The organism is Paenibacillus graminis (assembly GCF_000758705.1).
GTDB lineage: Bacteria > Bacillota > Bacilli > Paenibacillales > Paenibacillaceae > Paenibacillus_AQ > Paenibacillus_AQ graminis.
In genome coordinates this window covers 5,806,936-5,832,513 of record NZ_CP009287.1, presented here as the reverse complement: position 1 = coordinate 5,832,513, position 25,578 = coordinate 5,806,936, and the positions used below count along the sequence as shown (strand labels likewise).

Genomic DNA, 25,578 nt, shown 5'->3' with positions numbered 1-25,578 from the left:
AATAAATGGGGCTGAATATCGAAGAGAACAAGAAATTAGTAGAAGAGGTTCTGGAGGCATATCCCAAAAAAGCGAAAAAAGACCGCGAAAAGCATTTTCAGATCAATACTGAAGAAGCCCAATCCTGCGGCACCTGTGCCCTGAAGTCTAATATAAAATCCCGTCCCGGCGTAATGACGCCACGCGGCTGCTCCTATGCAGGCTCCAAAGGTGTGGTATGGGGTCCGATTAAGGACATGGTTCATATCAGCCACGGTCCTATCGGCTGCGGTCAATACAGCTGGGGCACACGCCGCAACTATGCCAACGGCACGCTGGGGATCGACAATTTTACAGCCATGCAGATTACGAGTGATTTCCAGGAAACGGACATCGTTTTCGGCGGTGACAAGAAGCTGGAAGTCATCATGCGCGAGATTACGGAAATGTTCCCTCTTGCCAAAGGGATCACTGTGCAATCCGAATGTCCGGTTGGCCTGATCGGTGATGACATTGAAGCGGTATCCAAAAAAATGGCTAAAGAGCTGGATATGCCGATTGTACCTGTACGCTGCGAAGGATTCCGCGGCGTCAGCCAGTCGCTGGGCCACCACATTGCCAATGATGCCATCCGCGATTTCGTGCTGGGCAAAGCTGAACTGGCTGAAACCGGCCCCTACGATGTCAATATTATCGGCGATTATAATATCGGCGGCGATGCATGGGCTTCCCGTATTCTGCTGGAAGAAATGGGCCTTCGGGTCATTGCCCAATGGTCCGGCGACGGTACCCTGAACGAGCTGGAAATTGCCCATAAGGCCAAGCTGAATCTGATTCACTGCCACCGCTCCATGAACTACATGGTGGATCATATGGAGAAGGCCTATGACATACCGTGGATGGAATACAATTTCTTCGGACCTTCCAAGACTTATGAGAGCCTGCGTGCCATCGCAGCCCGGTTCGATGCAACGATCCAGGAGAACTGTGAGAAAATGATTGCGAAACATAAACCGGCAATGGATGCCATCATTAATAAATACAAACCGCGTCTGGAAAATAAAAAGGTGCTGCTGATGATCGGAGGTTTGCGTTCCCGCCACACGATCGGTGCTTATGAGGATCTGGGCATGGATATTGTAGCTTCCGGTTATGAATTTGCCCATAAGGATGACTATGAGAGGACCTTTCCTATGATGAAGGAAGGAACCATCATTATGGATGACCCGACTGCATATGAGCTGGAAGAACTGGCTCAGAAATTAAATGTCGATCTGGTAGGCTCGGGCGTCAAGGAAAAATATGTGTACCACAAGATGGGTGTACCGTTCCGCCAGATGCATTCCTGGGACTACAGCGGTCCGTATCACGGGTTTGACGGGTTCAAAATCTTCGCCAAGGACATGGATATGACCGTTAACAGTCCGGTATGGAATCTGATCCGCAAGAAGGAAAAAGCGCAGAAAGAGGGGGCGGGCGTATGAGCAAGGACAGAATGGAGATTCCAGACTATAACTCACTATTCTCCGAAGAACGCTACGTTCAGCAGCGGGCTAACAAAAAGCAGTTTGAAGCACCCTGCAGCGAACAGGATACGGCGGAAGCACTCGCCTACTCCAAATCGGCAGAATATATGCAAAAAAACTTTGACCGCAAAGCTGTGGTCATCAACCCTCATAAAGCCTGCCAGCCGCTGGGTTCAGTGATGGCTGCGCTTGGCTTCGAGAAAACACTGCCCTTCGTTCATGGCTCACAGGGCTGCAACTCTTATTTCCGCAGTCATCTCAGCCGCCACTTCAAAGAGCCTACGCCTGCCGTCTCTTCTTCGATGACCGAGGACGCAGCGGTATTCGGCGGGATGAACAATCTGATCGACGGCTTGGAGAACAGCATCGCTCTTTACAAGCCTGAGATGATTGCTCTCTGTACCACCTGCATGGCCGAAGTCATCGGCGATGACCTGTCCTCTTTTATCGGCAATGCCCGGATCAAGGGAGCCATTACAGAAGATTTCCCGGTAGCCTTCTGCAACACGCCAAGCTTTGTCGGTTCGCATATTACAGGTTATGATTCCATGCTGAAAGGCATTTTGAGCTACCTGTATGAACGCTCCGGGATGAAGGCTAGCCCTGGCAGCGGTGCGGAATCGGGTGAGAAGCTGAATGTCATGCTTGGGTTTGAGCCTTATACCGGCAACTTTGCTGAACTCCGCAAAATTCTCGATGCCTTCGATACCAAATATACGATCCTGGGTGATCACAGCGGCAACTATGACTCTCCGGCCACAGGCGAGTATGAATATTACTACGGCGGCACAAAGCTCGCTGATGTGCCTCTGGCAGCCAATGCTCTCGGTACACTGTCCCTGCAGAAATACACATTGAAGAAAACACAGGATTTCATCAGCAGCACCTGGAACCAGCAGCTCACTGCAATGTCAACGCCGCTGGGGATTACCGGCACGGATAAGCTGCTGGATGCAATCAGTGAATTGACGGGTCTTCCCATTCCGGCTTCCCTTATGGAGGAACGAGGCCGCATAGTGGATGCCCTGACGGACAGCCATCCTTATCTGCACGGCAAACGGGTTGCACTCGTAGGCGATCCGGATCTGTTGATCGGACTCATCGGATTCTGCCTGGAGATTGGTATGGAGCCGGTTCATATCGTCTGCTCCAATGGCGATGTTGATTTCAATGAAGTGAAATTCAAGGACGAAGCAGAGGCGCTTCTGGCCTCCAGTCCTTATGGTTCCGAGGCTGCCCTGTACATTGGCAATGACCTTTGGCATATGCGTTCGCTGCTGATGAATGATCCGGTTGACCTGGCTATCGGCAGCTCGCATCTGAAATTTGCCGCCAAGGATGCGGGCGTGCCCCTGGTTCGCGTAGGCTTCCCGATTCTGGACCGTCATCATATGCACCGTTACCCGATTATCGGCTATCAGGGCACGCTGAACCTGTTGAGCTTGCTAGTGAATACGATCCTTGATGAGCTTGACCGCAACAACTCCGGCTTTAACTACGATTTGGTACGGTAAAAATATCCGCAGCAAGCAGTTGACCGGATTGTGTGCCGCCGAAGCAGCGCGAGGTTTGCGTGAAGCAAGCAACTTTAGCGAAGGAGATGAAGAGCCGATGGACCCTGTTCGAAAAGACGAATTTGATTCCGAGGCTTGCGGGAGCCTGGCCCCGAAAGTAAAGCCCTGCCCACGGCCCAAACCGGGTGAGGCTGCTGGAGGCTGCTCCTTCGACGGAGCCCAAATTACACTGCTGCCGATTATGGACGCTGCGCACCTTGTCCATGGTCCGATTGCTTGTGCCGGGAACAGTTGGGAGAGCAGGGGAACCCTGTCCAGCGGGCCTTCCCTGTCCCAATACGGCTTTGCTACGGATCTGACCGATTCTGATATTATTTTTGGCGGAGAAAAGAAACTGAAGGACAGTATTGACTATATTGCCGAGCGCTTTGCGCCTCCGGCAATATTTGTATATTCAACCTGTGTGACAGCCATGATCGGTGAAGACATGGATGCCGTCTGCAAGGCGGCGGCAGACCGGCTTGGTATACCGGTCATCCCAGTGAACAGCCCCGGATTTGTCGGGAGCAAAAATCTCGGCAACCGTCTGGCCGGCGATGCGCTGCTGCAGTATGTCATCGGTACTGGAGAGCCATCCCCTGATATGTCTATGGGGATCAACCTTATCGGTGAATACAATATTGCCGGCGAGATGTGGGATATCGAGAAGCTGATGAACAGTGCGGGTATTCCGGTAACCTCACGGATAACAGGAGATGCCCGCTACAAGGAGATCACCTGGGCGCACCGCGCCAAGGTGAACATGGTTGTCTGCAGCCGGGCCTTGCTTGGACTCGCCAGAGAAATGGAGTCCAGATATGGTATCCCTTATTTCGAAGGCTCTTTCTATGGGGCCAAGGAGACGACTTATTCGCTGCGGCAAATGGCCTATCTGATGAATGACCGTGATATGGAGCGCCGGGTAGACCGCCTAACCGAGCGTGAAGAAGCCCGGCTCAGCCAGGATTTGCGGCCTTACCGCAAAATCCTGAAAGGAAAGAAAGCGGTGCTCTATACCGGCGGCGTCAAAAGCTGGTCGGTCATTTCCGCTCTGAAGGAGCTGGGCGTTCAGGTGGTGGGCGTCGGAACGAACAAAAGCACAGAGGATGATGTCCGGCGGATCGCTGACCGTGTAGGTGACGATACCGAATATATTCCCGAGGGCGGTGCCAGCCGCATCCTCAAGACGGTGCGGGAACGCAAAGCGGATATGATGATTGCGGGCGGCCGCAATATGTATGTTGCGATGAAGGAACAGATTCCGTTCATTGATATCAACCAGGAGCGGCATAAGGCGTACGCGGGCTATGAAGGGCTTCTGCGGCTGGCCAAGGAACTCACCTATTCGCTGGCCAATCCGATCTGGAAGCTGGCTGCCAGCCCGGCCCCCTGGGATAAGGAGGTCCCTCCCTATGACCGTTAACAGAAGAAAAAAACCGGCTGCAGTCAATCCGATCAAGATCGGCCAGTCACTCGGCGCCGTGCTGGCACTGCAGGGCTGCTACCGCGCCATGCCCCTGATGCACGGCTCGCAGGGCTGCTCCGCTTTTCCCAAGGCGCTCCTGACCCGGCACTTCCGCGAGCCCATTGCCGTACAGACCTCCGCCCTCCAGGAGATGGACGTGATCTTCGATGCCAACCGCAATCTGGAGGAGGCTATGAATCTGGTGCTCAGCAAGCACCGCCCCGATATCATAGGAATCATCGGAACGGAATTGACCGATGTCGCCGGAGTGGATTACCAGAGCATGCTCAAGTCCTATAAGCGGGAGCGGAAGTTGCGCGGGGGGCTTGCCTTTTCCGTGGTGCTCCCGGATTTCCGGGGCTCGCTGGAATCGGGCTTCAGCGCAACGGTGGAATCGATGATCGATGAAATGATCCAGCAGGTGGGCCACCGGGGTTCGAGAAGTGTGAATACCCGGCAGATTACGCTGCTGCCCGGATCTTTTTTGACACCTGCGGATGTGATGGAGCTGAAGGAGATGATTTCTTCCTTCGGGTTCGAGGTGATTGCGCTGCCGGATATCTCGACCTCCTTGTCGGGACATTTGCTGACCGGGTTCTCCCCGCTGACCCGTGGCGGTGTGCCGCTGGATTCCATGCTGCAGAGCCTGCAGTCCGGGCTTACGATCGCCATCGGCGGCAGCATGGAGCGTCCGGCAAGAAGGCTTCATAATGCGCTGGGGACCCCCTATAAGGTATTTACGCGCGCGATGGGGCTGAAGGCTTCTGACGATCTGCTGCATTTTCTGCATCAGATCAGCGGAGAACCGGTGCCGATGCGTTATTGCTGGCAGCGCGAGAATCTGCTCGACAGCATGCTTGACGCGCACTTCCAGTTTGCGGGGATGTCTGCTCTCGCTGCACTGGAGCCGGATCATCTCTTCTCGGTCTCCGGCTGGCTTGAAGAGCTGGGGGTGGAGCAGAAGGCGCTGATTGCCTCCTATGAAACACCGCTGATTGCAGGAATGGAGTGCGGGGTGTGGGTAGGGGATCTGGATGATGCCGAAGTGCTGGGCAAAGGGGCTGATTTATGGATCAGCAATTCGCACGGCATCGCCGGGGCGCAGCGGATTGATGCTGCATTTATGCCGGCCGGGTTCCCGGTATGGAATGAGCTGGGCGCTTATATGTCTGTCTCCGTTGGATACAGAGGCGCCATGGAGTGGAGTAACAAAGCAGGGAATTTGTTAATGCAGAGGGAGGCTGGTCACCGTGAAGGTAGCGTTTGCCACAGATGATGGAAGCCGGGTCAATGCCCATTTCGGGCAAAGTCCAATGTTCGCCGTATATAATGTGACCAAAAATGGCGGTGAGCTGCTAGAACTGCGCAAGCTGCCGGCTCTTCTGAATCAGGATGAAGCCGGTAAAATTGACAGCCGCCTGGAGGCGGTAGAAGATTGCACGCTGATCTTCATCATGCAAATCGGCGCCTCGGCTGCCGCGCGGGTGACACGCCGCAAGATTATGCCGGTTAAGGTTCCGTTCGGCAGCCCGATTGACGAGCAGGTGAAACGTCTGGTTGATATGCTCCAGGGCAAGCCGCCAATGTGGCTGGCCAAGGTACTGCGTTCGGAAGAGGAAAGCACTGGGGAAGGGGAGGAAGCCAATGGAATCGTCGGCTAACAGGAAGATAGCAGTCCAGGCTGGGCTTTCCCGGGAGGGGGCGGCGGCGAAACCCCGCCGCCGCAAGGTTGTAAAGGAGCTGGACCCCGATACGGCGGATGCCTTTGTCCGCCGTTTGTGCCATCTGCTCGATACGGCTGACTTTTTCGGACGGCATGCCTCGCTGTCTCCGCAGGAGAAGATTGCCAAGCTGTTTCTGGCATCCCCTGAGGACAAGGATCAATCGGACTTCAACTGCGCCGTATCTCCCAAGGTCCGCCAGCAGGTTCCGATTTTGTTCCAGGCGATCGCCGGAGTCATGGAAGAGAAGAGCGGAGCCATGGTGCAGAGCACTGCTGAGATTAATGTGGAGGGTTTTGGGCGGGGGCTGCTGTATACCGGGCGCGTTATTCTGGTGCTGAAGGCCCTGCGGGCCGGTGCCCCTTTCCCGTTCACTTCGGAGGAGAAGACCATCCGTTATGGGGTGGGGTGTGTGGAGGAAGGTCTGGTTTTTTTGGAGAAGTATAAGGAATTGACGGCAGGCCACGGTTTGTTCAGCCTTGAAGGATAAAGCTGCAAATTTAGGATCGGTAACAGGGGGGAACAGGGATGGAGCAGCTTGCCGGAGATTTGGAGCTGGAACGGTATGCCCGGCAGCTTAAGCTGCTCGGAGAAGAGGGGCAAAGGGCGTTGAAGGAAGCGACGGTGATGGTTGCGGGAATTGGCGGGCTAGGAGGAACAGCCGCGCTGTATCTGGCTGCGGCCGGTGTCGGCAAGCTGATTCTGGTCCATGAAGGGATCGTTGTCCCGCCGGATCTTAACCGGCAAATTCTAATGGATACGGATCATCTGGGGATGGAACGCATGAGTACAGCGATTGCCCGGTTGAAGCGTCTGAACCCGCTTGTGGAGATTGAGGGCTACAATGCCAGAATTGAATCTCCTCTTGCCAGACCCTGGGTGCAGGACGCTGATATTGTGATCGACGCCCGTTATGACTTTCCGGAGAGGTATGCTCTGAACCGCCTGTGTGTCGATACCGGAACGCCTATGGTGGAAGCTGCGATGTATGGTTTTGAGATTTCCCTCACGACGGTCATTCCCGGTGTAACTCCCTGCCTGGAATGCCTGTACCCGGATGTGACACCCCAGTGGGAGCCGCTTGGATTTCCAGTTCTGGGAGCCACCTCCGGAATTGCGGGTTGTCTGGCTGCGCTGGAAGCCGTAAAATGGATTACAGGGGTAGGGACAACTTATGCGGGCGTAATGCATCGCTTCAGCTCACTCGACTTCGCCTGTTACAGCGTCCATATTTCCCGTAATCCGAATTGCGCTTGCTGCGGAGAAGGAGGTACACCGTGAAAAGTCTCAAGCTTTGTGACACGACACTGCGGGATGGCGAACAGGCGGCTGGAGTATCATTCACGAGGGCGGAAAAGCTGGAAATCGCAAAGTTGCTGTCGGAATGCGGAGTTGAGCAAGCAGAGGTAGGGATTCCTGCCATGGGTACGCAGGAGCAGGAGGATATTGCGGCGATTGCCGAATTGAATCTCCCGATGAAGCTGATGACCTGGAACCGCTCGCTGCCGGGGGATATCGACAAGGCGCGGGCAACGGGAGTCAACTGGAGCCATGTGTCTATTCCTGTCTCGGAGATTCAGCTGCAAGGCAAGCTGGGGCTCTCAACGGGCGAAGGACTGAACAAACTGCTGGGTGCGGCGGAGTATGCCCTTTCGCTGGGCATGACGGTGTCGGTGGGCATGGAGGATTCATCAAGGGCCGACATGGGTTTTCTGGTCCAGCTGGTGAATTCGCTGCACAGGGAAGGCATCCGCAGGTTCCGGTATGCGGATACAGTGTCGGCACATCATCCGGGGCAGATTGCCGGGCGTGTAAGTACGCTGCTCGGTGAAGTTCCCGGTGATGTCGAGCTGGAGGTGCACTGCCATAACGATTTCGGCCTGGCCTGTGCGAATACGCTGAGCGGCATTGCCGCAGGCGCTGCCTGGGCCAGCACCACGGTTGCCGGGATTGGAGAACGCACCGGGAACGCAGCCATGGAGGAAGTAGCGATGGCCTGGCACCACCTGTACGGCGGGGAGAGCAGCGTAAGATTCGATCTGCTCAAAGGTTTGGCAGACAAGGTGATTGCCGCTTCCGGCCGCAGCGTTGGCGATGCGAAGCCGATCGTGGGACAACTGGCTTTTACCCATGAGTCGGGAATCCATGTCGATGGACTGATGAAGGAGAGGGCTACCTATCAGACCTTTGATCCCTCAGAAGTAGGCCGGAGCCACCGTTTTGTATTGGGCAAGCATTCCGGTACCGGCGGTGTGGCCCATGTGCTGGACCAGTGGGGCCTGGCAATCACACCCGATACCGCAGGGCGCCTTCTGGTGCGGGTCCGCGAATATGCCGGGTCCCACAAAGGCACGGTTCCCGAATATATGCTGGTGCAGTGGCTGATGGAAGAACAGCAGCGGGCTCAGAATGCTGTGTAAGAATGAAGCTTAACTTGCCGGGACTAAGATACCATGAACATTTGAAGTCTTAATGATAAGCAAGCAGCAGCTGTCTTTCTTTAAGGAGGATAGGCAGGTACTGCTTGCTTTTTTGCTGTGTTATCATGCTGCACTTCTCCATTTTCTGAAAAAGACAGCTTGCATCGCATACCACAAGCATCTACAATCTTGAGCAGGAATAATAAGCAGAGAGAACAAGGAGAATGGAGAGGCTATGACCCTAAAAACAATCTTTTTTGATATTGACGGTACGCTCTATGACGAGGAAAAACGAATTCCAGCTTCCACGAAGGAAGCCATTGCCGAACTGAAAAGACGGGGCCACAATGTAGCAATTGCTACGGGCAGAGCTGCGTACATGTTCGAGGATTTGCGCAAAGAGCTGGACATTCATTCGTATGTGTCGCTCAACGGGCAGTATGTTGTTTATGAAGGAGAAGTGATCTACCGCAACCCGCTGGACACTCCTTCATTGCAGGAACTTACCTTATTTGCCCAAAAAAATGATCATCCGGTGGGCTATATTGATGCAGCAGGGATGAAAGTAAATGTTGCGGAGCATGAGTATATCAAGACTAGCATCGGTTCGCTGAAGCTGGCATTTCCGACACATGATGCGGAGTATTTTCTGCAGCATGAAATCTACCAGGCGCTCATTTTTTGCCGGCAGAAAGAGCAGGACCTGTATGCAGAAACCTATCCGCATCTGAATTTTATCCGCTGGCACCCGCTGTGTATGGATGTGCTGCCGGGGAATGGCTCGAAGGCAGGAGGCATTCAGCAGATGATGACAATCCTTGGCGTGCAGAAGGAAGATGTATATGCGTTTGGTGACGGCCTGAATGATCTGGAGATGCTGGGCTTTGTCGGTCATGGGGTTGCGATGGGTAATGCGGAGGAAGAAGTGAAGGCAGCCGCGTCATATGTTACCAAGCATGTCAGCGAGAACGGGATTTATGAAGGGCTGAGAATGGTGGGGCTGTTGTAGAAAGGCCTATTGAAGAAGATTTAGAGAAATTCATAATGAAAGCAAGGGACCCTTCTATTGCGAATTTGCAGCAGAATCGGTCCTTTTTGGCCTGCGGTGAAGATCTATTATGCTCTGTGCAGCAGAACTGGAGGGATTGGATTTAATGTGCTGGCCAAGGTGCATGCTCAAATAATCCTGAGTGGGCTGGGCGGGTTGTCCAATCTATAGTATATGCCCGCTGTGGAGGGAATGTGTCCAGGCATGTGAACAGTTTGTTGTATTCCCAGGTGATTTCTGCTTGTCCAGACAGTATGAACATCCAGTTTTTCAAAAAATAAGTAGCAGCCTACAAGACGAATGTCCATGCACCCCATAGGTAAATGGAGTACTATACATCAAGTCTATTGGAGGTGCTGAAAATGAGACGTCTTGAGCATAAGAAAAAATGCCCCAATCCTGAAAAGGAGCTGCTTGAATGTCCTTTGCCAAAGTTGCCTAAGAAACGGCCTAAAAGGAAGCCTGTAAAACGGAAACATGAAGATGGCAAGAAGTGCTGCTGCAAGGAAATCATCGTCAAAAGGCAGATTGTCCGTGTGAATATTCCACTTGGTGCATTGGGTGCGGCGGGAGCTGCTGGAGCACTTGGTGCAGCCGGTGCTGTGGAAGCGCTGGGGGCCGCCGGAGCCGCCGGGGCAGCAGGAGCTTTGGGTGCTGCCGGAGCAGCAGGAGCTTTAGGTGCAACGGGTGCTGCTGGAGCTCTGGGGGCTGTAGGTGCCGCCGGAGCGTTGGGCGCCGCAGGCGTGGCTGGAGCGTTAGGAGCGCGTGGCGCAACCGGCGGCTTGGGTGCTATTGGTGCCGCCGGGCTTCTCGGCGCCGCAGGAGCTGTTGGTGCGCTTGGTGCAGCGGGGGCAACGGGTGCACTGGGAGCTGCCGGTGCACTGGGAGCCGCTGGAGCGCTGGGAGCCGCCGGAGCCATAGGCCCGGCGGGAATCGGCGGACTGGTGGGTCCTGCCGGACCCGCCGGGCCGGCTGGGCCAGCCGGAGCTGGCGGTCCCGCGGGACCCACAGGTCCGGCAGGACCAGCGGGTGCACCAGGAGCAACGGGTGCAGCGGGCCCCGCTGGAGCAACAGGAGCGGCTGGACCTGCCGGAGCAACAGGAGCGGCTGGACCCGCCGGAGCAGCAGGACCTGCCGGAGCAACAGGAGCGGCTGGACCTGCCGGACCTGCCGGACCTGCCGGAGCAGCAGGACCCGCTGGAGCAACAGGAGCGGCAGGGCCTGCCGGAGCAACGGGCGCAACCGGAGCGGCTGGCGGAATTGCCAATTTCGGTTATGTGTATAACCTCGGCGCCCAGGTGGTGCCGATTGAAGCGGACGTGTCTTTTGATACAAACGGTCTGCTGACTCCGGGAATTACTCATGCTCCCGGCACAACGACGATTTCAGTCACCAATGCGGGGATTTATGAGGTTAATTTCTCGGTATCCGGCGTGGAACCCAACCAGTTCGCATTGTTCGTCAATGGAGCCTTGGTCCCGGGTACCGTATACGGCTCAGGTGCAGGAACTCAGCAAAACACCGGGCAGGCGATCTTGGCCTTGTCATCGGGAGATGTGCTGACGCTGCGCAACCACAGCTCTGCTGCGGCTGTCACACTGCAGACGCTGGCCGGGGGGACACAGGCGAACGTCAATGCGTCGATTGTAATCAAGCAATTAAGCTAGTCTCAGAGAGCAGCTATGCATGCCGGGACGGGAGCTCTTCTATAAGAGGAGATCCCGTCTTTTTCCTTGTTTTAAATGCTAACCACGTTGCGTATGTGACGCCGATATGCAACATTGCCGGTCATGGCTTCGTTTAGATAAATGGAAACTGTAAAAAATTAGAACACATCCAGGGAGGGCTTACGATGCTTCGGACGATTGTATTATTCGTTTGCTTGAGCTTTGGGGCGTGGGTCACGGGCTGCAGTCAGGCGGGGGAAAAGGCAACGGGAGAAGTGAAGTTACACTCTGCGGAGAAGATCATTGCGGTTTTTGCGGAACAGGAATTGACTTTGAAAAAGGGTGAGCCTAAGGCGGAAAATGTGTTTGAGATGAAATTAAACGGCCGCACTCCCCAGGTTTTTGCGCTGAATGGCAAGCAGGTGATTCTGTACCAATTTGCTTCGGCGGAGGACCGGGAGGAAGGCTGGGTAGAATTTGGGAAGCGGACGGCAACGGCAGACCTGATTCCTTTTAATCAATTAAACGAGGGTTCACTGCTGCTGTTCTATGTCCATGGGATACATCCGGCAGACGATGAGATCCATGACAGGCTGGCGGCGGCGCTCAAGGCTCTTTCATCCATGGAGGACACAGGGGAGTAACGCTTGTGAAGCAATGAATTATCAAAATTTGTTATTCTCTTCCTCCAGTGTGGTTAAGATATACTAAAATGTCTGAATTGCAGAAGCGGAGGGAATCCTTGTGAACCCAAAATGGTGGAAGGAAAGTGTCGTATACCAGATTTATCCGATCAGCTTTATGGATAGCAATGGTGACGGGATTGGAGATCTGCGCGGAATTATGTCCAAACTGGATTATTTGCAGGATCTGGGCGTGGATGTGATCTGGATCTGTCCGATTTATAAATCTCCGAATCATGACAACGGTTATGATATCAGTGATTATTGCGACATTATGAAGGAATTCGGGACGATGGATGATTTTGACCGGCTGCTGCGGGAGCTGCACTCGCGCGGAATGAAGCTGATGATGGATCTGGTGCTGAACCATACTTCCCATCAGCATCCCTGGTTTATTGAATCCAGAAGCTCGAAGGATAACCCCAAACGGGATTATTACATCTGGAGAAAAGGCAAAAACGGCGGTCCGCCGAACAACTGGGAATCCTATTTCAGTGGTTCAGTCTGGGAGCTCGATCCCAAGACGGATGAATATTATCTGCATCTCTATTCCAAATTCCAGCCGGACCTGAACTGGGAAAACCCCGCCGTGATCGACAAGCTGCATGAAATGGTGCAGTGGTGGCTGAAAAAAGGGGTCGACGGCTTCCGGTTTGATGCAATCGCACATATTGTGAAGAAGGGCGGATATCCCGACGCCTTGAATCCCCATGGAACGGCAACGGTGCGGGCATATGATATGTTCTCCAATCTGGAGCATGTGCACACGCTGCTGCGCAACCTGAACGATCAAGTGCTCTACTTTTACGATATCATGACGGTCGGTGAAACCTCGGGCCTGGGCCCGGAGCAGGCTCTGGATTATGTCGGGGATGGACGCCGCGAGCTGAATATGACCTTTCAATTCGAGCATATGAATCTGGATTGTGCGGCGCCCGGCGGAGGTAAATGGGACACGGTACCCTGGAGCCTCCTGGATCTTAAGAAGATCATCAGCAATTGGCAGACAGTCCTTCATGGCAAAGGCTGGAATGCCAACTATTTGTGCAACCATGACCAGCCGCGCTCGGTATCCCGGTTCGGCAACGATCTGTATTACCGCATCCCCTCGGCCAAAATGCTGGCAACCTTCATTCACATGCTGGAGGGTACCCCTTATATCTATCAGGGTGAGGAGCTCGGGATGACGAATGCGGGTTTTGAGTCGATTGATGATTACCGTGATGTGGAGACGCTGAATTATTATGAAGAAAAACGTACGAATGGCGTTCCCGAAGCCGACATCATGGCCGCGATTCACAAAAAAAGCCGGGACAATGCCCGCACACCGATGCAGTGGGACGATGGAGAGAACGGCGGATTTACGGAAGGTGTGCCCTGGATTCGGGTAAACTCCAATTCCAGGGAGATCAACGCAGCGAGCGCGGTCAGAGACCCGGATTCGATCTATCATTACTACAAGAAACTGATTGAGCTGAGAAAAAAACATCAGGTCATTGTCTACGGCGACTATACCCTGCTGCTGGAAGAGCATCCGGAAATTTATGCGTACACCCGCACACTGGAAGAACAGCGGCTGCTGGTAATCCTGAATTTTTTTGAGCGGGAGCCGGTATTCGAGCTGCCGGAGGGTTTTCAGCCGGAGAAGCTGGAGCTGCTGATTTCCAATTACACGCCGGATAAAGTGGAAGACTTATGGAGTCTGAAGCTCCGGCCTTATGAAGCGAGAGTCTATTTGCAGCGGCAGAGCTAGATAAGATGAACTTAAATAAAAAACACATAAAAAGGTGGAAGTGCGGAGGGGAAGTTGGAACTGTAGGAGGGGGAAGCGTCGCCTGAAAGCTTTTCGTAGGAAAGCTCGCATTTGGAAGCATAATCAGTCACCGGGTTTCAACCGCAATTAGCGGTTTATTCAAGAAACCCGGGTACAACAGTGGCTAGTAATTCAATCATTCCCCGCAGTGACGACTATACCCAATGTTAAGCTAAAGTTTTAGAGCTTATATAGAAGCGGCTAAAGAGTTGCCATGACGCGGGAAGTATGGCGAAATGACGACTCTTTTTTGAGTTTACCTATAAAAGGCGGTACAATTGCGTTACATTAGGTGATATATTCAAACCCGGCAGTAAGAGAAATAGCAGGGGCATGGCCGTGAAAATCGGGAGAGCCTGGTTGGATACAGGCGTTACATACATAGAGAGGCTTGTGCAGGCACTGCTGCGGAAGGAGAAGGAACATGGGCGAGTGGTATGAGGATAGCTTTGGCGAGGATTATTTAATTGTATACAGGCATAGGGATTTCGGCGGGGCACGGCGTGAGGTGGAGAAAATGATTGGATGGCTGGAGCTGCCGCAAGGCGCTAAAGTGCTGGATTTATGCTGCGGTATGGGCCGCCATTCCCTGGCGCTTGCGGAAGCGGGCTATGAGGTTACGGGTGTGGATCTATCCGAAGCGCTGCTCCGTGAAGCACGGGCGCAGACCGGGGCCGAAGCCGTCACCTGGATACGTTCGGATATGCGCAGGCTGCCGCTTGAAGGCGGTTTTGCCGCTGTGGTAAATTTATTTACTTCGTTTGGATATTTTGAAGAGGATGAGGAGCAGGTCAAGGTACTGCGGGAAATTCACCGCATGCTGGTGCCGGGCGGCAAATTCATTGTTGATTTCTTGAATCCGGCCTATGTAATCCGCCACCTGGTTCCGCACTCAGTCCGTGAGGACGGGGACAACCTGATTGATGAGTCGCGGCGGATTGAGGACGGCTATGTTAAGAAGGATATCATCCTGACCTCGAAGTCAGGCGGTGCCCCCCGGAAGTATCATGAACGGGTCAAGCTGTATCCGCTGGAGAAATTCCGCGAGATGATTGCCGCTGCAGGTCTTCAACTGGAGGCCGTGCACGGCAGCTATGAGGAGGATGAGTATGACGCCGAGGTCTCGCGGCGGATGATCTTTATGGGCGTGCGTCCCTAAATGGTATCGGGGAGAAGATTCAAGGGAGGGGGCGACGGTATTATGTCAAAGGCAGACCTGATTACATGGGAAGGCGGCATCATTCAGGTGTCTGTTCCGATGGACCCGCCGCTGCGCCAGGTGAACAGCTATATTCTGCCTGACCGGAACGGACAGCTTACGGTAGTTGACCCAGGGCCGCATACGCCTGAGGCGGAAGCGGCGTGGGAAGTTGTGCTTCAGGAGCTGCACAGTTCCTGGAGCAACATTCGTGACATCGTGGTTACGCATCATCATCCGGACCATTACGGCCTTGCCGGCTGGCTGCAGTCCCGCAGCGGAGGCAAGGTCTGGATGTCGGAACGGGCCCATGGCGAAGCCCGGCTGACCTGGGGGGCGGAGGCGGTTCTGAATGAAGCGCTGCCGCTGTTCTTCCTCCGCTACGGCATGCCGGAGGATTGGGTGCAGGGGATCAGGGAGCATCTGGAGCGCTTCCTGCCCCAGGTTACTCCGCAGCCGGAGGTGGCCTATATCAACGCGGCGGAGCCGTTCATCATGGGCAGCCGCAAATGGCAGCCGCTGCTAACCGGCGGACATGCGCCGGGGCATGTATCCTTTTACCACGGCGGCAGCGGGCAGATTCTCTGCGGCGATGCTGTGCTGCCGCAGATTTCGCCCAATGTCAGCCTGCAGCCGGGCAGCGATCCACAGCCGCTGCGCACCTTCATGGAGGGGCTGCGCGAGCTGCGCAGCCTCCGGGTGACCCGTGCGTTCCCGGGACACCGGGAGCCGTTCACGGGCTTCACGGAGCGGGCGGACAGCCTGCTGCGCCATCACGAAGAGCGGCTGGATCAGACAGCCGCTCTGCTTGCGGGCGGCCCGCTCAGCGGCTTCGCGGTATGCGAAGCGCTGTTCCGCAGCCGCGTGTCCAGCGCGCACCAGATGCGGTTCGCTATGAGCGAGGCGCTGGCGCATCTGGCCGAGCTGGTGCGCCGGGAGCGGGCGGAAGTCACCGGGCCGGAGCCCGGCGGAGTGACGATGTTCGCGGCCGTCAAGTAAGCAGCTGCCCGCCCGGCAGCAGATGAATAGAGGCCGGGTATATACGGGGAGGGAACCCGTGAATAGAGGCCAGGCCGCGTATACAGGGAGGGAATCCGTGAATAGAGGCTAGGCCGCGTATACGGGGAGGGAACCGTGAATAGAGGCTAGGCCGCGTAGACAGGGAGGGAACCCGTGTATAGGGGCCAGGCCGCGTATACAGGGAGGAAACCCGTGAATAGAGGCTAGGCCGCGTAGACAGGGAGGGAACCCGTGAATAGGCTAGGCCGCGTAGACAGGGAGGGAACCCGTGTATAGGGGCCAGGCCGCTTATCGGGAGGGAACCCGTGAATAGAGGCCAGGCCGCGTAGACAGGGAGGAAACCCGTGTATAGGGGCCAGGCCGCTTATCGGGAGGGAACCCGTGTATACGCGGCCTGGCTTTTTTGGACAACAACGGCCGTAATACTGTTGTTGAAAGCCCGAGGGCTGTTTTGTGCAGAAACAACGGCAAAAATACCGTTGTTCAAGCGGCAAAGGCCAGTTTGCTCTTATCTAGTAAACTATAAAGTTGAGAGATCAGTCTGATCTCTTCATTCCAACTAACCAACTAGCGCTTGCTCACCGGTCTCTTCGCAAGCGCTAGTTGGAAAAAAGGAGCTTATTTTTCCTGAAATTCAGCAATTCTGAGAATTAAATGGAAAAAGGAAACTTAATGTGGCCATATTCCTCGTCCAATGGCGAAATGAGCTGAATTAGTGCCCCTTTTTCCATTTCATCTGCGGAGAATGAGGTGGGCAAGCAAATTAGTGTCCCTTTTTCCACTTGGAGTTGCCGTAGGATTCATGGGGAGTCGTTCTCCAGGTAACGCTAGACTGAAATCCAAGACGGCTGCACTGCTCGTGGGGACGGTGTATATCAACAACGGCAAAAGTGCCGTTGTTGAAGCTCCCGTGGCGAATTTGCTCCTCAACAACGGCAAAAGTGCCGTTGTTGAAGCTCCCGTGGCGAATTTGCTCCTCAACAACGGCAGAAATGCCGTTGCTGAAGCTCCCATGGCGGGTTTGCTCCAAAACAACGGCAAAAGTGCCGTTGCTGAAGCTCCCGTGGCGAATTTGCTCCTCAACAACGGCAGAAATGCCGTTGCTGAAGCTCCCATGGCGGGTTTGCTCCAAAACAACGGCAAAAGTGCCGTTGCTGAAGCTCCAGTGGCGAATTTGCTCCTCAACAACGGCAGAAATGCCGTTGCTGAAGCTCCCATGGCGGGTTTGCTCCAAAACAACGGCAAAAGTGCCGTTGCTGAAGCTCCCGTGGCGAATTTGCTCCTCAACAACAGCAGAAATGCCGTTGCTGAAGCTCCCATGGCGGGTTTGCTCCAAAACAACGGCAAAAGTGCCGTTGCTGAAGCTCCCGTGGCGAATTTGCTCCTCAACAACGGCAGAAATGCCGTTGCTGAAGCTCCCGTGGCGAATTTGCTCCTCAACAACGGCAGAAATGCCGTTGCTGAAGCTCCCATGGCGGGTTTGCTCCAAAACAACGGCAAAAGTGCCGTTGTTGAAGCTCCCGTGGCGAATTTGCTCCTCAACAACGGCAAAAGTGCCGTTGTTGAAGCTCCCGTGGCGAATTTGCTCCTTAACAACGGCAAAAGTGCCGTTGCTGAAGCTCCCATGGCGAATTTGCTCCTCAACAACGGCAGAAATGCCGTTGCTGAAGCTCGCGCAGGCGGGTTTGCTCCTCAACAACGGCAGAAATGCCGTTGTTGAAGAGCCCCGGGCTGGTTGAAACCCCGGGGCTGTTTGCACTGCATATAGACGGCTAGTCCAGCTTTTTGATCTTCGACGGGTTGTTGATTTTGTATTTGACCGGATGCTGGGTGAGCTTTTTGGCGACGACCTTTGCTTCGAAGGAGAGAATATCGCCAACGGACAGCTCCAGCTTTTTCAGCGTGGCGCTATGGCTGGACCAGACTTCCTCAAGGGTAAGCTCTTGCCCCTCCACACTTACTCCCTCATAAATGATTACCTCATCGTCGTTATCAGAGAAATGATTGGGGACAGTCGTAAACTCTTTGACAGTGGCTGTCATCTGGAGCTTCTCATCCGGCAGGACAAGGGCCGGTTTCTTTTTGGATTTAGCCGGCTTCCTCGGAGCTTCTGGCGTTTCACCGGCTGCAACTTCCCCGGCCACTGCTGCCTCAATCCCAGCTACCACGGTTTCTTCAGCCTTAGTCCCAGCTGCCACGCTCCTTTCAGCCTTCGCCCCAGCTACAACAGTCTCTGCTGCGTCTGCCCCAGTGTCAACAGATAACGCGGCTGCGGCCTGGGCGTTTTCGTCCCCTTCAGCTCCGGATGCTGCATCTACGGCATCTCCATCCCTGTCTTCCGCCATGATCTCTCCGGGAGAGGTCTGGGAGTCCTCCGTCTTAACTGCATCGGAAACGGCGCCTGCTCTTGAGCCGAAGGCAGCAGTTTGCATTTCTTTTAGATAAGCGGGATGAATGCAGTGCTGCTGTTTGTTCCCGAACTGGATCACAACGGTCTGAGGATCAACATACCCTACAATTTCACAAGGCAGCGTAAGCCCTTGCCGCTTGTAGAGGTAGGTTTTGACCCGGGTAGCTGTACTGGATAAAAGATTCCATTCCTTGCAGCGCTCGATCAGCTCATCTTCGCTCTCAAAATCCTGTACTGACACCGGGCTGATTACAAATGAATAAGTCATCCTGGTGCTCACCTTCTTTCCAATCTATTATTCTAAGCGCTCTTGCTCCCACAACTTCGGGTACATGAACAAGCAACCTATTTGGGGCAGATCGGTCAAAGGGAATCTGTCGAGATCTGTCCGGATCTGCCCGAAATAGATGTACCGATCCTGCGAAACTTGCCGGCTTCACTCGGGTTGTACTTTGTCCGTTGCCGTCTTCCCGGAGGCTGCCTCAAGATCCTCGGGTGCATGCGGCTGACCGAGTTCCTGTTCGCGCTCGGCCTGCTTCCGGTGTGCGATGCGGGAGCTGGCGGCCGCAGCTACAGCCCCGACAATATCGTCCAAAAAGGTATGGATTTGGCCGGTGCTTTTGTCGTTCAGCCGCTCAAGCACACCAGGCTTCAGCTTGTCCACATAACCATAGTTGGTGAAGCCGATGCTCCCGTATACGTTCACAATCGAAAAAGCCAGAATTTCATCCACGCCGTATAAACTCTCATCGTTTTCAATCATATCCTGGAGAGGGGAGAGCAGCTTGCCCTCTTCTGCCAGCACGTCCAGCTGGATGCCGGTCAGCACAGCATTCTGCACCTCGCGTTTGCTCAGTACCATCTCTACGTTATGCACACATTCTTCCAGGGTCAGATTCGGATAGTATTTCTTCTGCAGCAGCATCACCAGCTCGGCGATTTCTTCCAAGGTTACTCCGCGTTTATGCAGCCAGAATCTGGTTGCTTCCGCGACCTTTTTGCTGTTTAGACTGTAAGGTATTTTTGCATTAGTATCGGCCATGATCAGTCACCCCGTAATTGAGTCTTAGTTTGGTTGGTTTAGAAAATTGTACCCTGCCTGCGCCGTAATTGTCCAGAAACCGGCAATTAAGGATAAGCTGTTGTTATTTTTTGAGCAGAGGGCTCGTATACATAGCAGTACAACTGATCTCAAGCGTTGAAAGGGGTAATCATTCATGAAGCATATGAAACCAATCCGCGGGCTGTCCGCAGCTTGCCTGCTCGCTGTTCCATTAACCTTGTCCGGCTGCGGCCTGTTCGGCTCGGAGTCGGCATCGGTAGACCCGCCCCCCAGTGAGGTAGAGGCGCAAATGCTGCAAGTCAGCGGCGAGGGAACGCTGGATACAGGGGTGCTTGGGCCTGTAGCGCTGGATGAGGCCGGTCTTGCGGCAGGGGTGAGCACGGATACTGCGCCTGCGGCTGCAGCCGGGGAACGGACAACCGTCTTCCTGAAGGATGGCAACGGCCTGCTCGCACCGGTATCCCTAAGCTTGCCGGAAGGCGATAACACCGCTATGTTGAAGGATTCCCTTGCTGCGCTCGTCAGCAAGGGGCCATATGCATCGTCATTGCCGGAAGGCTTCAAGGGTGTGCTTCCTGCCGGAACAGAGGTGAAGAACATCACCGTAGACAAGGATAAGCTGGCTGTGGTTGAGTTCAACTCCAAGTTTAACGATTACGAACCTGCAGATGAGCGCAAAATCCTTGAAGCGATCACGTGGACACTGACCGGCCAGGACGGAATTCAGGGAGTGCAGCTGTGGGTGGATGGCAAAAAGCTTTCGGAGATGCCGCTGCAGGGCACACCGCTGGACCGCCCTTTAACACGCACTCTAGGAATTAACCTGCCGAAGCATGGCCCGCTGCTGATGAATTCAAGCGCGGTTACCGTATATTTTTCCGCAGCAACGTCTGACGGCACTCATCAGTATTATGTACCTGTTACCCGCTTTGTACCCGCAGGGCAGGATACGCTGAAAGCGGCACTGAATGAGCTGATCGCCGGTCCGGAATCAGAGAAGGGGCTGGAGATGGTGATGACGCAGGAAACGGTGCTGGATTCCGTGGAAGCGGGCCAGAACGGAGTGGTCACGGTATCCCTCAATGACGATATGTTCGCTGACGGCAAGGGCGTACCGGCGGAAATGCTGGAATCGGTTGTGCTTACCGTTGCACAGAACTCGGACGATGCCCTGGTGCAAATCCGGATGAACGGGCAAAAGACCGTAACCGGCACCAATAATGTAGACTACGGACAGCCGGTTTCGGCGCCGGAATATGTGAACGTGCTCCCGCTGTAGAATCCAAGGCAAGGTCAAAAGATGCTTTTATGCCTGCTCTTTGGTAGAATAAAGCTTGCTAACAAGAAACGGCTGCCTGAAGGAGAAAGAACTCTCCTGAACCGGCTGTTTGCCGTAAGCGTTGCATGTATCTGTGCTGCGGGAACAAGACATTATATAGATTGAACTTGAAAAATTAAGAATAACGGGAAAAGCGGCGGAGGAGAAGTTTGGATACTTACAGAGCGGTAGCGTCCGCCTGAAGGCATTCCGCAGGAAAGCTCGGATCGGAAGCATAGACAGTCTGCAGATTTCCAACGCGAACAGCGGTACACAATCAAGAAATCTGCAGATGGCAGCGGCCGGAAGTCCAAACCTACCCTCTAGTCACGGCTAATCTCAAAATCGGAAAAATCTCAAGTTCAGTTTATATGAGCGATAACGTACCTCTTCCCAATCTTATAGATGGAATTCATTGGTGATGCCGTCCTGAGCTGTTCGAGGACGGCATCCCTTTCTGCGTAGAATGTAAGAGGGAGAGATGTTGATGCAGCTGGCTTCATTATCTTGCGAACATACGTGCATAAGGCCAGGCGGAATTCACACAAACTTAGAGCTAAAGATGTAGGAGGCAGAAAAGATGAGATCAAACGGGCGCCATGCAGATCAGCTTAGACCGCTGACAATAACCACCCAAACCAATAAATACGCCGAAGGTTCTGTAATCATTGAAATGGGGGACACCAAGGTCATTTGTACTGCAACTGTAGACGAGAAGGTTCCTCCGTTCCTGAAGGGACAGGGTAAAGGCTGGGTCACGGCTGAGTACTCCATGCTTCCCCGGGCCACACAGACGCGCAACCAGCGGGAAGCGGCACGCGGCAAGCTGACCGGACGGACGATGGAGATACAGCGGCTGATCGGCCGGGCACTGCGTTCCGTAGTGAACCTGCACGCTCTCGGCGAGCGCAGCATTACGCTGGACTGTGATGTCATCCAGGCAGACGGCGGGACCCGGACGGCTTCGATTACGGGCGCTTTTGTAGCCATGGCCTTTGCGATTAACAAAATTGCGCAGCAGCATAAGCTGAGCGTGTTTCCGATTACAGATTATCTGGCAGCGATCAGCGTGGGGGTTGTCGGCGATGAGACACTGCTCGATCTGAACTATGAAGAGGATTCCAAGGCGAAAGTCGATATGAATGTGGTGATGACCGGCGGCGGGGCTTTTGTTGAGGTTCAGGGCACCGGCGAAGAGCGTCCATTCACCCGCCAGGAGCTGGACCAGCTGCTGGGCCTGGGCGAGAAAGGAATTTATGAGCTGATCGCTGAACAGCAGAAAGTGCTGGGAGAGATCGCGCTCAAAATTCCGGCAGGCCAGATTGGCCAAGAGGTGTAGCATGGAGACCGGCGGCGGTGTTCTGATTGTAGCGACGAAGAATAAGGGCAAGGTGCGCGAGTTCCAGCATGCTTTTGCACCGCTAGGCCTAACCGTAAAAAGCATGTTCGATTATCCTGAACTGCCTGATGTGGCGGAGGATGGAACGACCTTTGCCGAGAATGCGCTGAAAAAGTCAAAAGCGGTGGGAGACGCCCTCGGCTTGCCCGTACTTGCGGATGACTCGGGACTCTGTGTGGATGCCCTGGATGGAAAACCGGGAGTCTACTCGGCCCGTTATGCGGGTGAGGGTGCGGGCGACGAGGAGAATAATCTGAAGCTGCTGAATGAGCTGGAGAAGCTGAAACAGGGTGAGGACACAGGGCAACCGCTGCTTAGCACGGCCCGTTTCGTCTGCGCTTTGTCTTTGTACGATCCAGTGACAGGCAAAGAACTGACGGCTGAGGGAACCGTGGAAGGCTGGATTACCTCCGAGCAGGCGGGGGCAGGCGGCTTCGGCTATGATCCCCTCTTTTACCTGGCAGAGTATGAAAAAACCATGGCTGAGCTGACGCTGGAAGAGAAGCAGGCGATCAGCCACCGGGGCAAGGCGCTTTTGCTCTTAACCGGGAAGCTTGCGGCGCAGCAGAATCAGCAGAGCCAGTAAAAGCTGCAGGTCAGTCGGGTGTTGCTGCTGAGTCTAAGCCTGAGGGCAAGTGGCTAGGACAGCGTATAACTGCAGGTGAAGTGGAATTAGTATACTTAAAATGGACGCAAAAGCTTTCTGCTTAAGGAGTAGTGGGAAAAAGTAAACTTAGTTTAAGCGAATGCACCTGAAAAGGTGAAAAACGCCCGAATTAGATATCCTTTTTCCACCTATCGCTTGCGGAAAGCGGGATGGAGAAGATTTAAGTTCACTTTTTCCACTTGGCTCGCCGGCTTGCCCCCAAGGCAACTCTAACTTAAAAATCCAAAAGGCTACGCTGCCCAATGACGGACGGCGTAGCCTTTTTTTTGAGGTGGGAAACTGGAAATTAGATAATATTATCCCCTGACTATGGAAATTTCTCCCTAGCTTAATTATGTGCTTTATATGACAATAAGATTGCCTTCATCCTTCTTGCGTTATGAATCCTCCTACTCCATGCACACCATCCCTCTCAACCGTTCTGCAGGCATAACAGGTGCCCGGACAACATTACCGAGATTGCAGCCCATGAATAGCAATACCAGATTAAGGACACAGATGATTATTTTTCGTGCGCTTTTTTGTGTGGCTTAATCTACCATCCTGATCTCGTGAATATGATAGAGACACTGGATGAAGGTGAATCCGAACCGGGAGGTGACTTTGGGGAGCTTTGCCTGTAAAGCAGGACTGCAAGCTATGCATTGATCCGAGGAGGTAAATGAAAATGAGGTCGACTAACAGCAGATTTCGTAAAACCTTTGCGCTTGGCATGGCCGTTGCTCTTGTAATTGCACTCTTTTCAACGATAGGCTCCAGTGTTAGAACTGCAAATGCGGCTGCGGGCTACAAGCTCGTCGGTTATTATGCTTCCTGGGCTGCCTATGGACGGGCCTTCAACGTAACGGATATCGATCCCGGCAAAATGAATGTGATCAACTACGCGTTTGCCGATATATGCTGGAACGGGATTCACGGGAATCCCGACCCGACCGGACCCAATCCGGTCACCTGGACCTGCCAAAATGAGCAAGGCCAAACGATCAGTGTCCCGAACGGAACAATTGTACTTGGTGATCCCTGGATTGATGCGCAGAAAAGCTTCGGGGATGACAAGTGGGATGATCCGATTAAAGGCAACCTGAAACAGCTCTGGAAACTGAAAGAAAAGAACCCGAATCTCAAAACGGTGATATCCGTCGGCGGCTGGACCTGGTCAAACCGTTTCTCGGATGTTGCCGCTACGGCTGCGACCCGTGAAGTTTTCGCAAATTCCGCAGTCGATTTTATCCGCAAATATCATATGGATGGTGTCGATCTGGACTGGGAATACCCGGTTAGCGGGGGGCTGGCAGGCAACAGCTACCGTCCGGAGGATAAGCAGAATTACGTGCTGCTGCTGCAGAAAATCCGTGAAAAGCTGAATGCGGCCGGAACCGCTGACGGTAAAAGCTACCTGCTGACCATTGCTTCCGGTGCAAGCCCTGCCTACGTTCAGAACAACAACCTTAGCAGCATATCTGCCGTTGTCGACTGGATCAACATCATGACCTATGACTTCAACGGCAGTTGGAACAAGACTACCGGACACAATGCTCCGCTCTACTATGACCCGGCGGCAGCCGCATCAGGTCTGACCGACCCGGCGAATTACAATATCGACAAGGCTGTCACAAGCTACCTGGCAAACGGAGTCCCGGCGAATAAGCTCGTGCTGGGGATGCCGTTCTATGGACGCGGATGGGGAGGTGCGCCGGGTACAGGGAACGGACAATATCAGGTGTCAGCCGGTATTTCGTCCACAGGCACATGGGAAAAGGGAAACTATGATTTCAACGATCTCGAAGCCAACTATATTAACAAAAATGGCTATACCCGCTATTGGAATAACACCTCTAAAGTTCCATATCTCTATAATCCGTCTACACAAACGTTCATCAGCTATGATGATGCGGAGTCCATCGGCTATAAAGCCAGCTATATCAAAACCAAAGGCCTCGCAGGAGCGATGTTCTGGGAGACCAGCGGTGACCGTAACAAAACACTGCAGACCAAGCTGAACACCGAGCTGGGCAGCGGAGTCGTGCCAACGCCGACACCGACAGCAACCCCGACTCCAACAGCCACAGTGAAACCGACAGCCACGCCGACGGCAACACCAACTCCGACCCCAACAGCTACAGTGAAACCGACAACAACGCCAACGGCAACACCGGGGCAATGTACGGGCGCGGCCTGGGATGCAACGGCCATATATACCAAGGGCCAGCAGGCCTCCTATGGAGGTGTGCTGTATGAAGCCCAGTGGTGGACGCAGGGAGAGCGCCCTGACCTGAGCGGCTCCTCAGGAGCCTGGAAAGTGATCGGAACCTGCGGCAACACCACACCGGCGCCAACGGCTACGGTGAAACCAACACCAACGCCTGTACAGACAGCCACACCCGTGCCAACTGCTACAGTCAACCCAACGGCCACGCCAGGCGTATCTGCCTGGGCCGCAGGAGTGGCTTATACAGCAGGCGAGAAAGTAACCTACAGCGGCAACACGTACATCTGTCTGCAGTCCCATACCTCGCTGCAGGGTTGGGAGCCGGCAACAACACCGGCCCTATGGCAGCTGATCTAGAACATTAGTGCAGGCATCTAGTTAAACAACGGCGTTCCAGCAGCAACCCTCCCTTCCGGTTT

21 protein-coding genes are annotated in these 25,578 nt (G+C 54.1%); 18 read left to right on the top strand and 3 right to left on the bottom strand.

Annotated elements, in window-relative coordinates; all coding sequences use genetic code 11:
- The first annotated feature begins 5 nt into the window (after positions 1-5).
- From nifD to PGRAT_RS25130, 14 genes are all read left to right on the top strand, one after another.
- Complete coding sequence (nifD, locus tag PGRAT_RS25195; protein WP_025703732.1) at positions 6-1,463, top strand: nitrogenase molybdenum-iron protein alpha chain; 1,458 nt, start codon at positions 6-8, stop codon at positions 1,461-1,463.
- Complete coding sequence (gene nifK, locus PGRAT_RS25190) at positions 1,460-3,019, top strand: nitrogenase molybdenum-iron protein subunit beta (protein ID WP_025703731.1); 1,560 nt, start codon at positions 1,460-1,462, stop codon at positions 3,017-3,019. The genes nifD and nifK overlap by 4 nt, the downstream gene beginning before the upstream one ends.
- On the top strand, positions 2,970-4,481 hold the full coding sequence (gene nifE, locus PGRAT_RS25185; protein ID WP_238326738.1) for a nitrogenase iron-molybdenum cofactor biosynthesis protein NifE: 1,512 nt from the start codon (positions 2,970-2,972) through the stop codon (positions 4,479-4,481). The genes nifK and nifE overlap by 50 nt, the downstream gene beginning before the upstream one ends.
- On the top strand, positions 4,471-5,799 hold the full coding sequence (gene nifN / locus PGRAT_RS25180; RefSeq protein WP_025703729.1) for a nitrogenase iron-molybdenum cofactor biosynthesis protein NifN: 1,329 nt from the start codon (positions 4,471-4,473) through the stop codon (positions 5,797-5,799). Before nifE ends, nifN begins: the two co-directional genes overlap by 11 nt.
- Positions 5,774-6,184 (top strand): nitrogen fixation protein NifX, encoded by a 411-nt coding sequence (nifX, locus tag PGRAT_RS25175; protein WP_042267379.1) that lies wholly within the window; start codon positions 5,774-5,776, stop codon positions 6,182-6,184. Before nifN ends, nifX begins: the two co-directional genes overlap by 26 nt.
- Positions 6,168-6,734, top strand: coding sequence for a DUF269 domain-containing protein (locus tag PGRAT_RS25170; RefSeq protein ID WP_025706182.1), 567 nt, complete (start codon positions 6,168-6,170; stop codon positions 6,732-6,734). The genes nifX and PGRAT_RS25170 overlap by 17 nt, the downstream gene beginning before the upstream one ends.
- A 38-nt stretch (positions 6,735-6,772) precedes the next feature.
- On the top strand, positions 6,773-7,525 hold the full coding sequence (locus PGRAT_RS25165; RefSeq protein WP_025706181.1) for a HesA/MoeB/ThiF family protein: 753 nt from the start codon (positions 6,773-6,775) through the stop codon (positions 7,523-7,525).
- On the top strand, positions 7,522-8,664 hold the full coding sequence (locus tag PGRAT_RS25160; RefSeq protein WP_025706180.1) for a homocitrate synthase/isopropylmalate synthase family protein: 1,143 nt from the start codon (positions 7,522-7,524) through the stop codon (positions 8,662-8,664). The genes PGRAT_RS25165 and PGRAT_RS25160 overlap by 4 nt, the downstream gene beginning before the upstream one ends.
- 235 nt (positions 8,665-8,899) lie before the next feature.
- On the top strand, positions 8,900-9,673 hold the full coding sequence (locus PGRAT_RS25155; RefSeq protein WP_025706179.1) for a Cof-type HAD-IIB family hydrolase: 774 nt from the start codon (positions 8,900-8,902) through the stop codon (positions 9,671-9,673).
- Positions 9,674-10,074: 401 nt separating this feature from the next.
- Positions 10,075-11,379 (top strand): BclA C-terminal domain-containing protein, encoded by a 1,305-nt coding sequence (locus PGRAT_RS25150; protein ID WP_081954769.1) that lies wholly within the window; start codon positions 10,075-10,077, stop codon positions 11,377-11,379.
- Positions 11,380-11,564: 185 nt separating this feature from the next.
- Positions 11,565-12,023: a hypothetical protein gene (locus tag PGRAT_RS25145; RefSeq protein WP_025706286.1), complete on the top strand. Its 459-nt coding sequence runs from the start codon at positions 11,565-11,567 to the stop codon at positions 12,021-12,023.
- A 100-nt stretch (positions 12,024-12,123) separates the two neighbouring features.
- Positions 12,124-13,815, top strand: coding sequence for a glycoside hydrolase family 13 protein (locus PGRAT_RS25140; protein WP_025706285.1), 1,692 nt, complete (start codon positions 12,124-12,126; stop codon positions 13,813-13,815).
- A 484-nt stretch (positions 13,816-14,299) separates the two neighbouring features.
- Complete coding sequence (locus PGRAT_RS25135; protein WP_025706284.1) at positions 14,300-15,034, top strand: class I SAM-dependent methyltransferase; 735 nt, start codon at positions 14,300-14,302, stop codon at positions 15,032-15,034.
- A gap of 42 nt (positions 15,035-15,076) precedes the next feature.
- Positions 15,077-16,072, top strand: a complete 996-nt coding sequence (locus tag PGRAT_RS25130; protein WP_042267377.1) for an MBL fold metallo-hydrolase — start codon at positions 15,077-15,079, stop codon at positions 16,070-16,072.
- A gap of 784 nt (positions 16,073-16,856) precedes the next feature.
- Here the strand turns inward: PGRAT_RS25130 and PGRAT_RS33520 are convergent.
- The 3 genes from PGRAT_RS33520 to PGRAT_RS25115 all read right to left on the bottom strand — a co-directional run bounded on the left by PGRAT_RS33520 (position 16,857) and on the right by PGRAT_RS25115 (position 19,545).
- On the bottom strand, positions 16,857-17,852 hold the full coding sequence (locus PGRAT_RS33520; protein WP_156124078.1) for a hypothetical protein: 996 nt from the start codon (positions 17,850-17,852) through the stop codon (positions 16,857-16,859).
- A 13-nt stretch (positions 17,853-17,865) separates the two neighbouring features.
- The gene (locus PGRAT_RS32680) at positions 17,866-18,771 is read right to left on the bottom strand and encodes a hypothetical protein (protein ID WP_025704335.1); all 906 of its coding nucleotides are present in this window, start codon (positions 18,769-18,771) and stop codon (positions 17,866-17,868) included.
- Between the two features lie 168 nt (positions 18,772-18,939).
- Positions 18,940-19,545 (bottom strand): phosphatidylglycerophosphatase A family protein, encoded by a 606-nt coding sequence (locus PGRAT_RS25115; protein ID WP_025704336.1) that lies wholly within the window; start codon positions 19,543-19,545, stop codon positions 18,940-18,942.
- Between the two features lie 175 nt (positions 19,546-19,720).
- Between PGRAT_RS25115 and PGRAT_RS25110 the strand changes: the two genes are divergently transcribed.
- The 4 genes from PGRAT_RS25110 (at position 19,721) to PGRAT_RS25095 (ending at position 25,516) form a co-directional block, all read left to right on the top strand.
- Entirely contained in the window at positions 19,721-20,845 is a 1,125-nt protein-coding gene (locus PGRAT_RS25110; RefSeq protein ID WP_025704337.1) for a GerMN domain-containing protein, read from the top strand.
- Between the two features lie 619 nt (positions 20,846-21,464).
- Positions 21,465-22,223: a ribonuclease PH gene (rph, locus tag PGRAT_RS25105; RefSeq protein WP_025704338.1), complete on the top strand. Its 759-nt coding sequence runs from the start codon at positions 21,465-21,467 to the stop codon at positions 22,221-22,223.
- A 1-nt stretch (position 22,224) separates the two neighbouring features.
- Positions 22,225-22,869 (top strand): XTP/dITP diphosphatase, encoded by a 645-nt coding sequence (locus PGRAT_RS25100; protein ID WP_025704339.1) that lies wholly within the window; start codon positions 22,225-22,227, stop codon positions 22,867-22,869.
- 742 nt (positions 22,870-23,611) lie between these two features.
- Positions 23,612-25,516, top strand: a complete 1,905-nt coding sequence (locus PGRAT_RS25095) for a glycosyl hydrolase family 18 protein (protein WP_025704340.1) — start codon at positions 23,612-23,614, stop codon at positions 25,514-25,516.
- The last annotated feature ends 62 nt before the right edge of the window (positions 25,517-25,578 follow it).

Coding starts and splice junctions, on each gene's coding strand:
- nifD (WP_025703732.1), top strand. CDS start 6: ATGGGGCTGAATATCGAAGAGAACAAGAAATTAGTAGAAGAGGTTCTG.
- nifK (WP_025703731.1), top strand. CDS start 1,460: ATGAGCAAGGACAGAATGGAGATTCCAGACTATAACTCACTATTCTCC.
- nifE (WP_238326738.1), top strand. CDS start 2,970: ATGAGCTTGACCGCAACAACTCCGGCTTTAACTACGATTTGGTACGGT.
- nifN (WP_025703729.1), top strand. CDS start 4,471: ATGACCGTTAACAGAAGAAAAAAACCGGCTGCAGTCAATCCGATCAAG.
- PGRAT_RS25170 (WP_025706182.1), top strand. CDS start 6,168: ATGGAATCGTCGGCTAACAGGAAGATAGCAGTCCAGGCTGGGCTTTCC.
- PGRAT_RS25165 (WP_025706181.1), top strand. CDS start 6,773: ATGGAGCAGCTTGCCGGAGATTTGGAGCTGGAACGGTATGCCCGGCAG.
- PGRAT_RS25155 (WP_025706179.1), top strand. CDS start 8,900: ATGACCCTAAAAACAATCTTTTTTGATATTGACGGTACGCTCTATGAC.
- PGRAT_RS25150 (WP_081954769.1), top strand. CDS start 10,075: ATGAGACGTCTTGAGCATAAGAAAAAATGCCCCAATCCTGAAAAGGAG.
- PGRAT_RS25145 (WP_025706286.1), top strand. CDS start 11,565: ATGCTTCGGACGATTGTATTATTCGTTTGCTTGAGCTTTGGGGCGTGG.
- PGRAT_RS25135 (WP_025706284.1), top strand. CDS start 14,300: ATGGGCGAGTGGTATGAGGATAGCTTTGGCGAGGATTATTTAATTGTA.
- PGRAT_RS25130 (WP_042267377.1), top strand. CDS start 15,077: ATGTCAAAGGCAGACCTGATTACATGGGAAGGCGGCATCATTCAGGTG.
- PGRAT_RS32680 (WP_025704335.1), bottom strand. CDS start 18,771: ATGACTTATTCATTTGTAATCAGCCCGGTGTCAGTACAGGATTTTGAG.
- PGRAT_RS25115 (WP_025704336.1), bottom strand. CDS start 19,545: ATGGCCGATACTAATGCAAAAATACCTTACAGTCTAAACAGCAAAAAG.
- PGRAT_RS25110 (WP_025704337.1), top strand. CDS start 19,721: ATGAAGCATATGAAACCAATCCGCGGGCTGTCCGCAGCTTGCCTGCTC.
- rph (WP_025704338.1), top strand. CDS start 21,465: ATGAGATCAAACGGGCGCCATGCAGATCAGCTTAGACCGCTGACAATA.
- PGRAT_RS25100 (WP_025704339.1), top strand. CDS start 22,225: ATGGAGACCGGCGGCGGTGTTCTGATTGTAGCGACGAAGAATAAGGGC.
- PGRAT_RS25095 (WP_025704340.1), top strand. CDS start 23,612: ATGAAAATGAGGTCGACTAACAGCAGATTTCGTAAAACCTTTGCGCTT.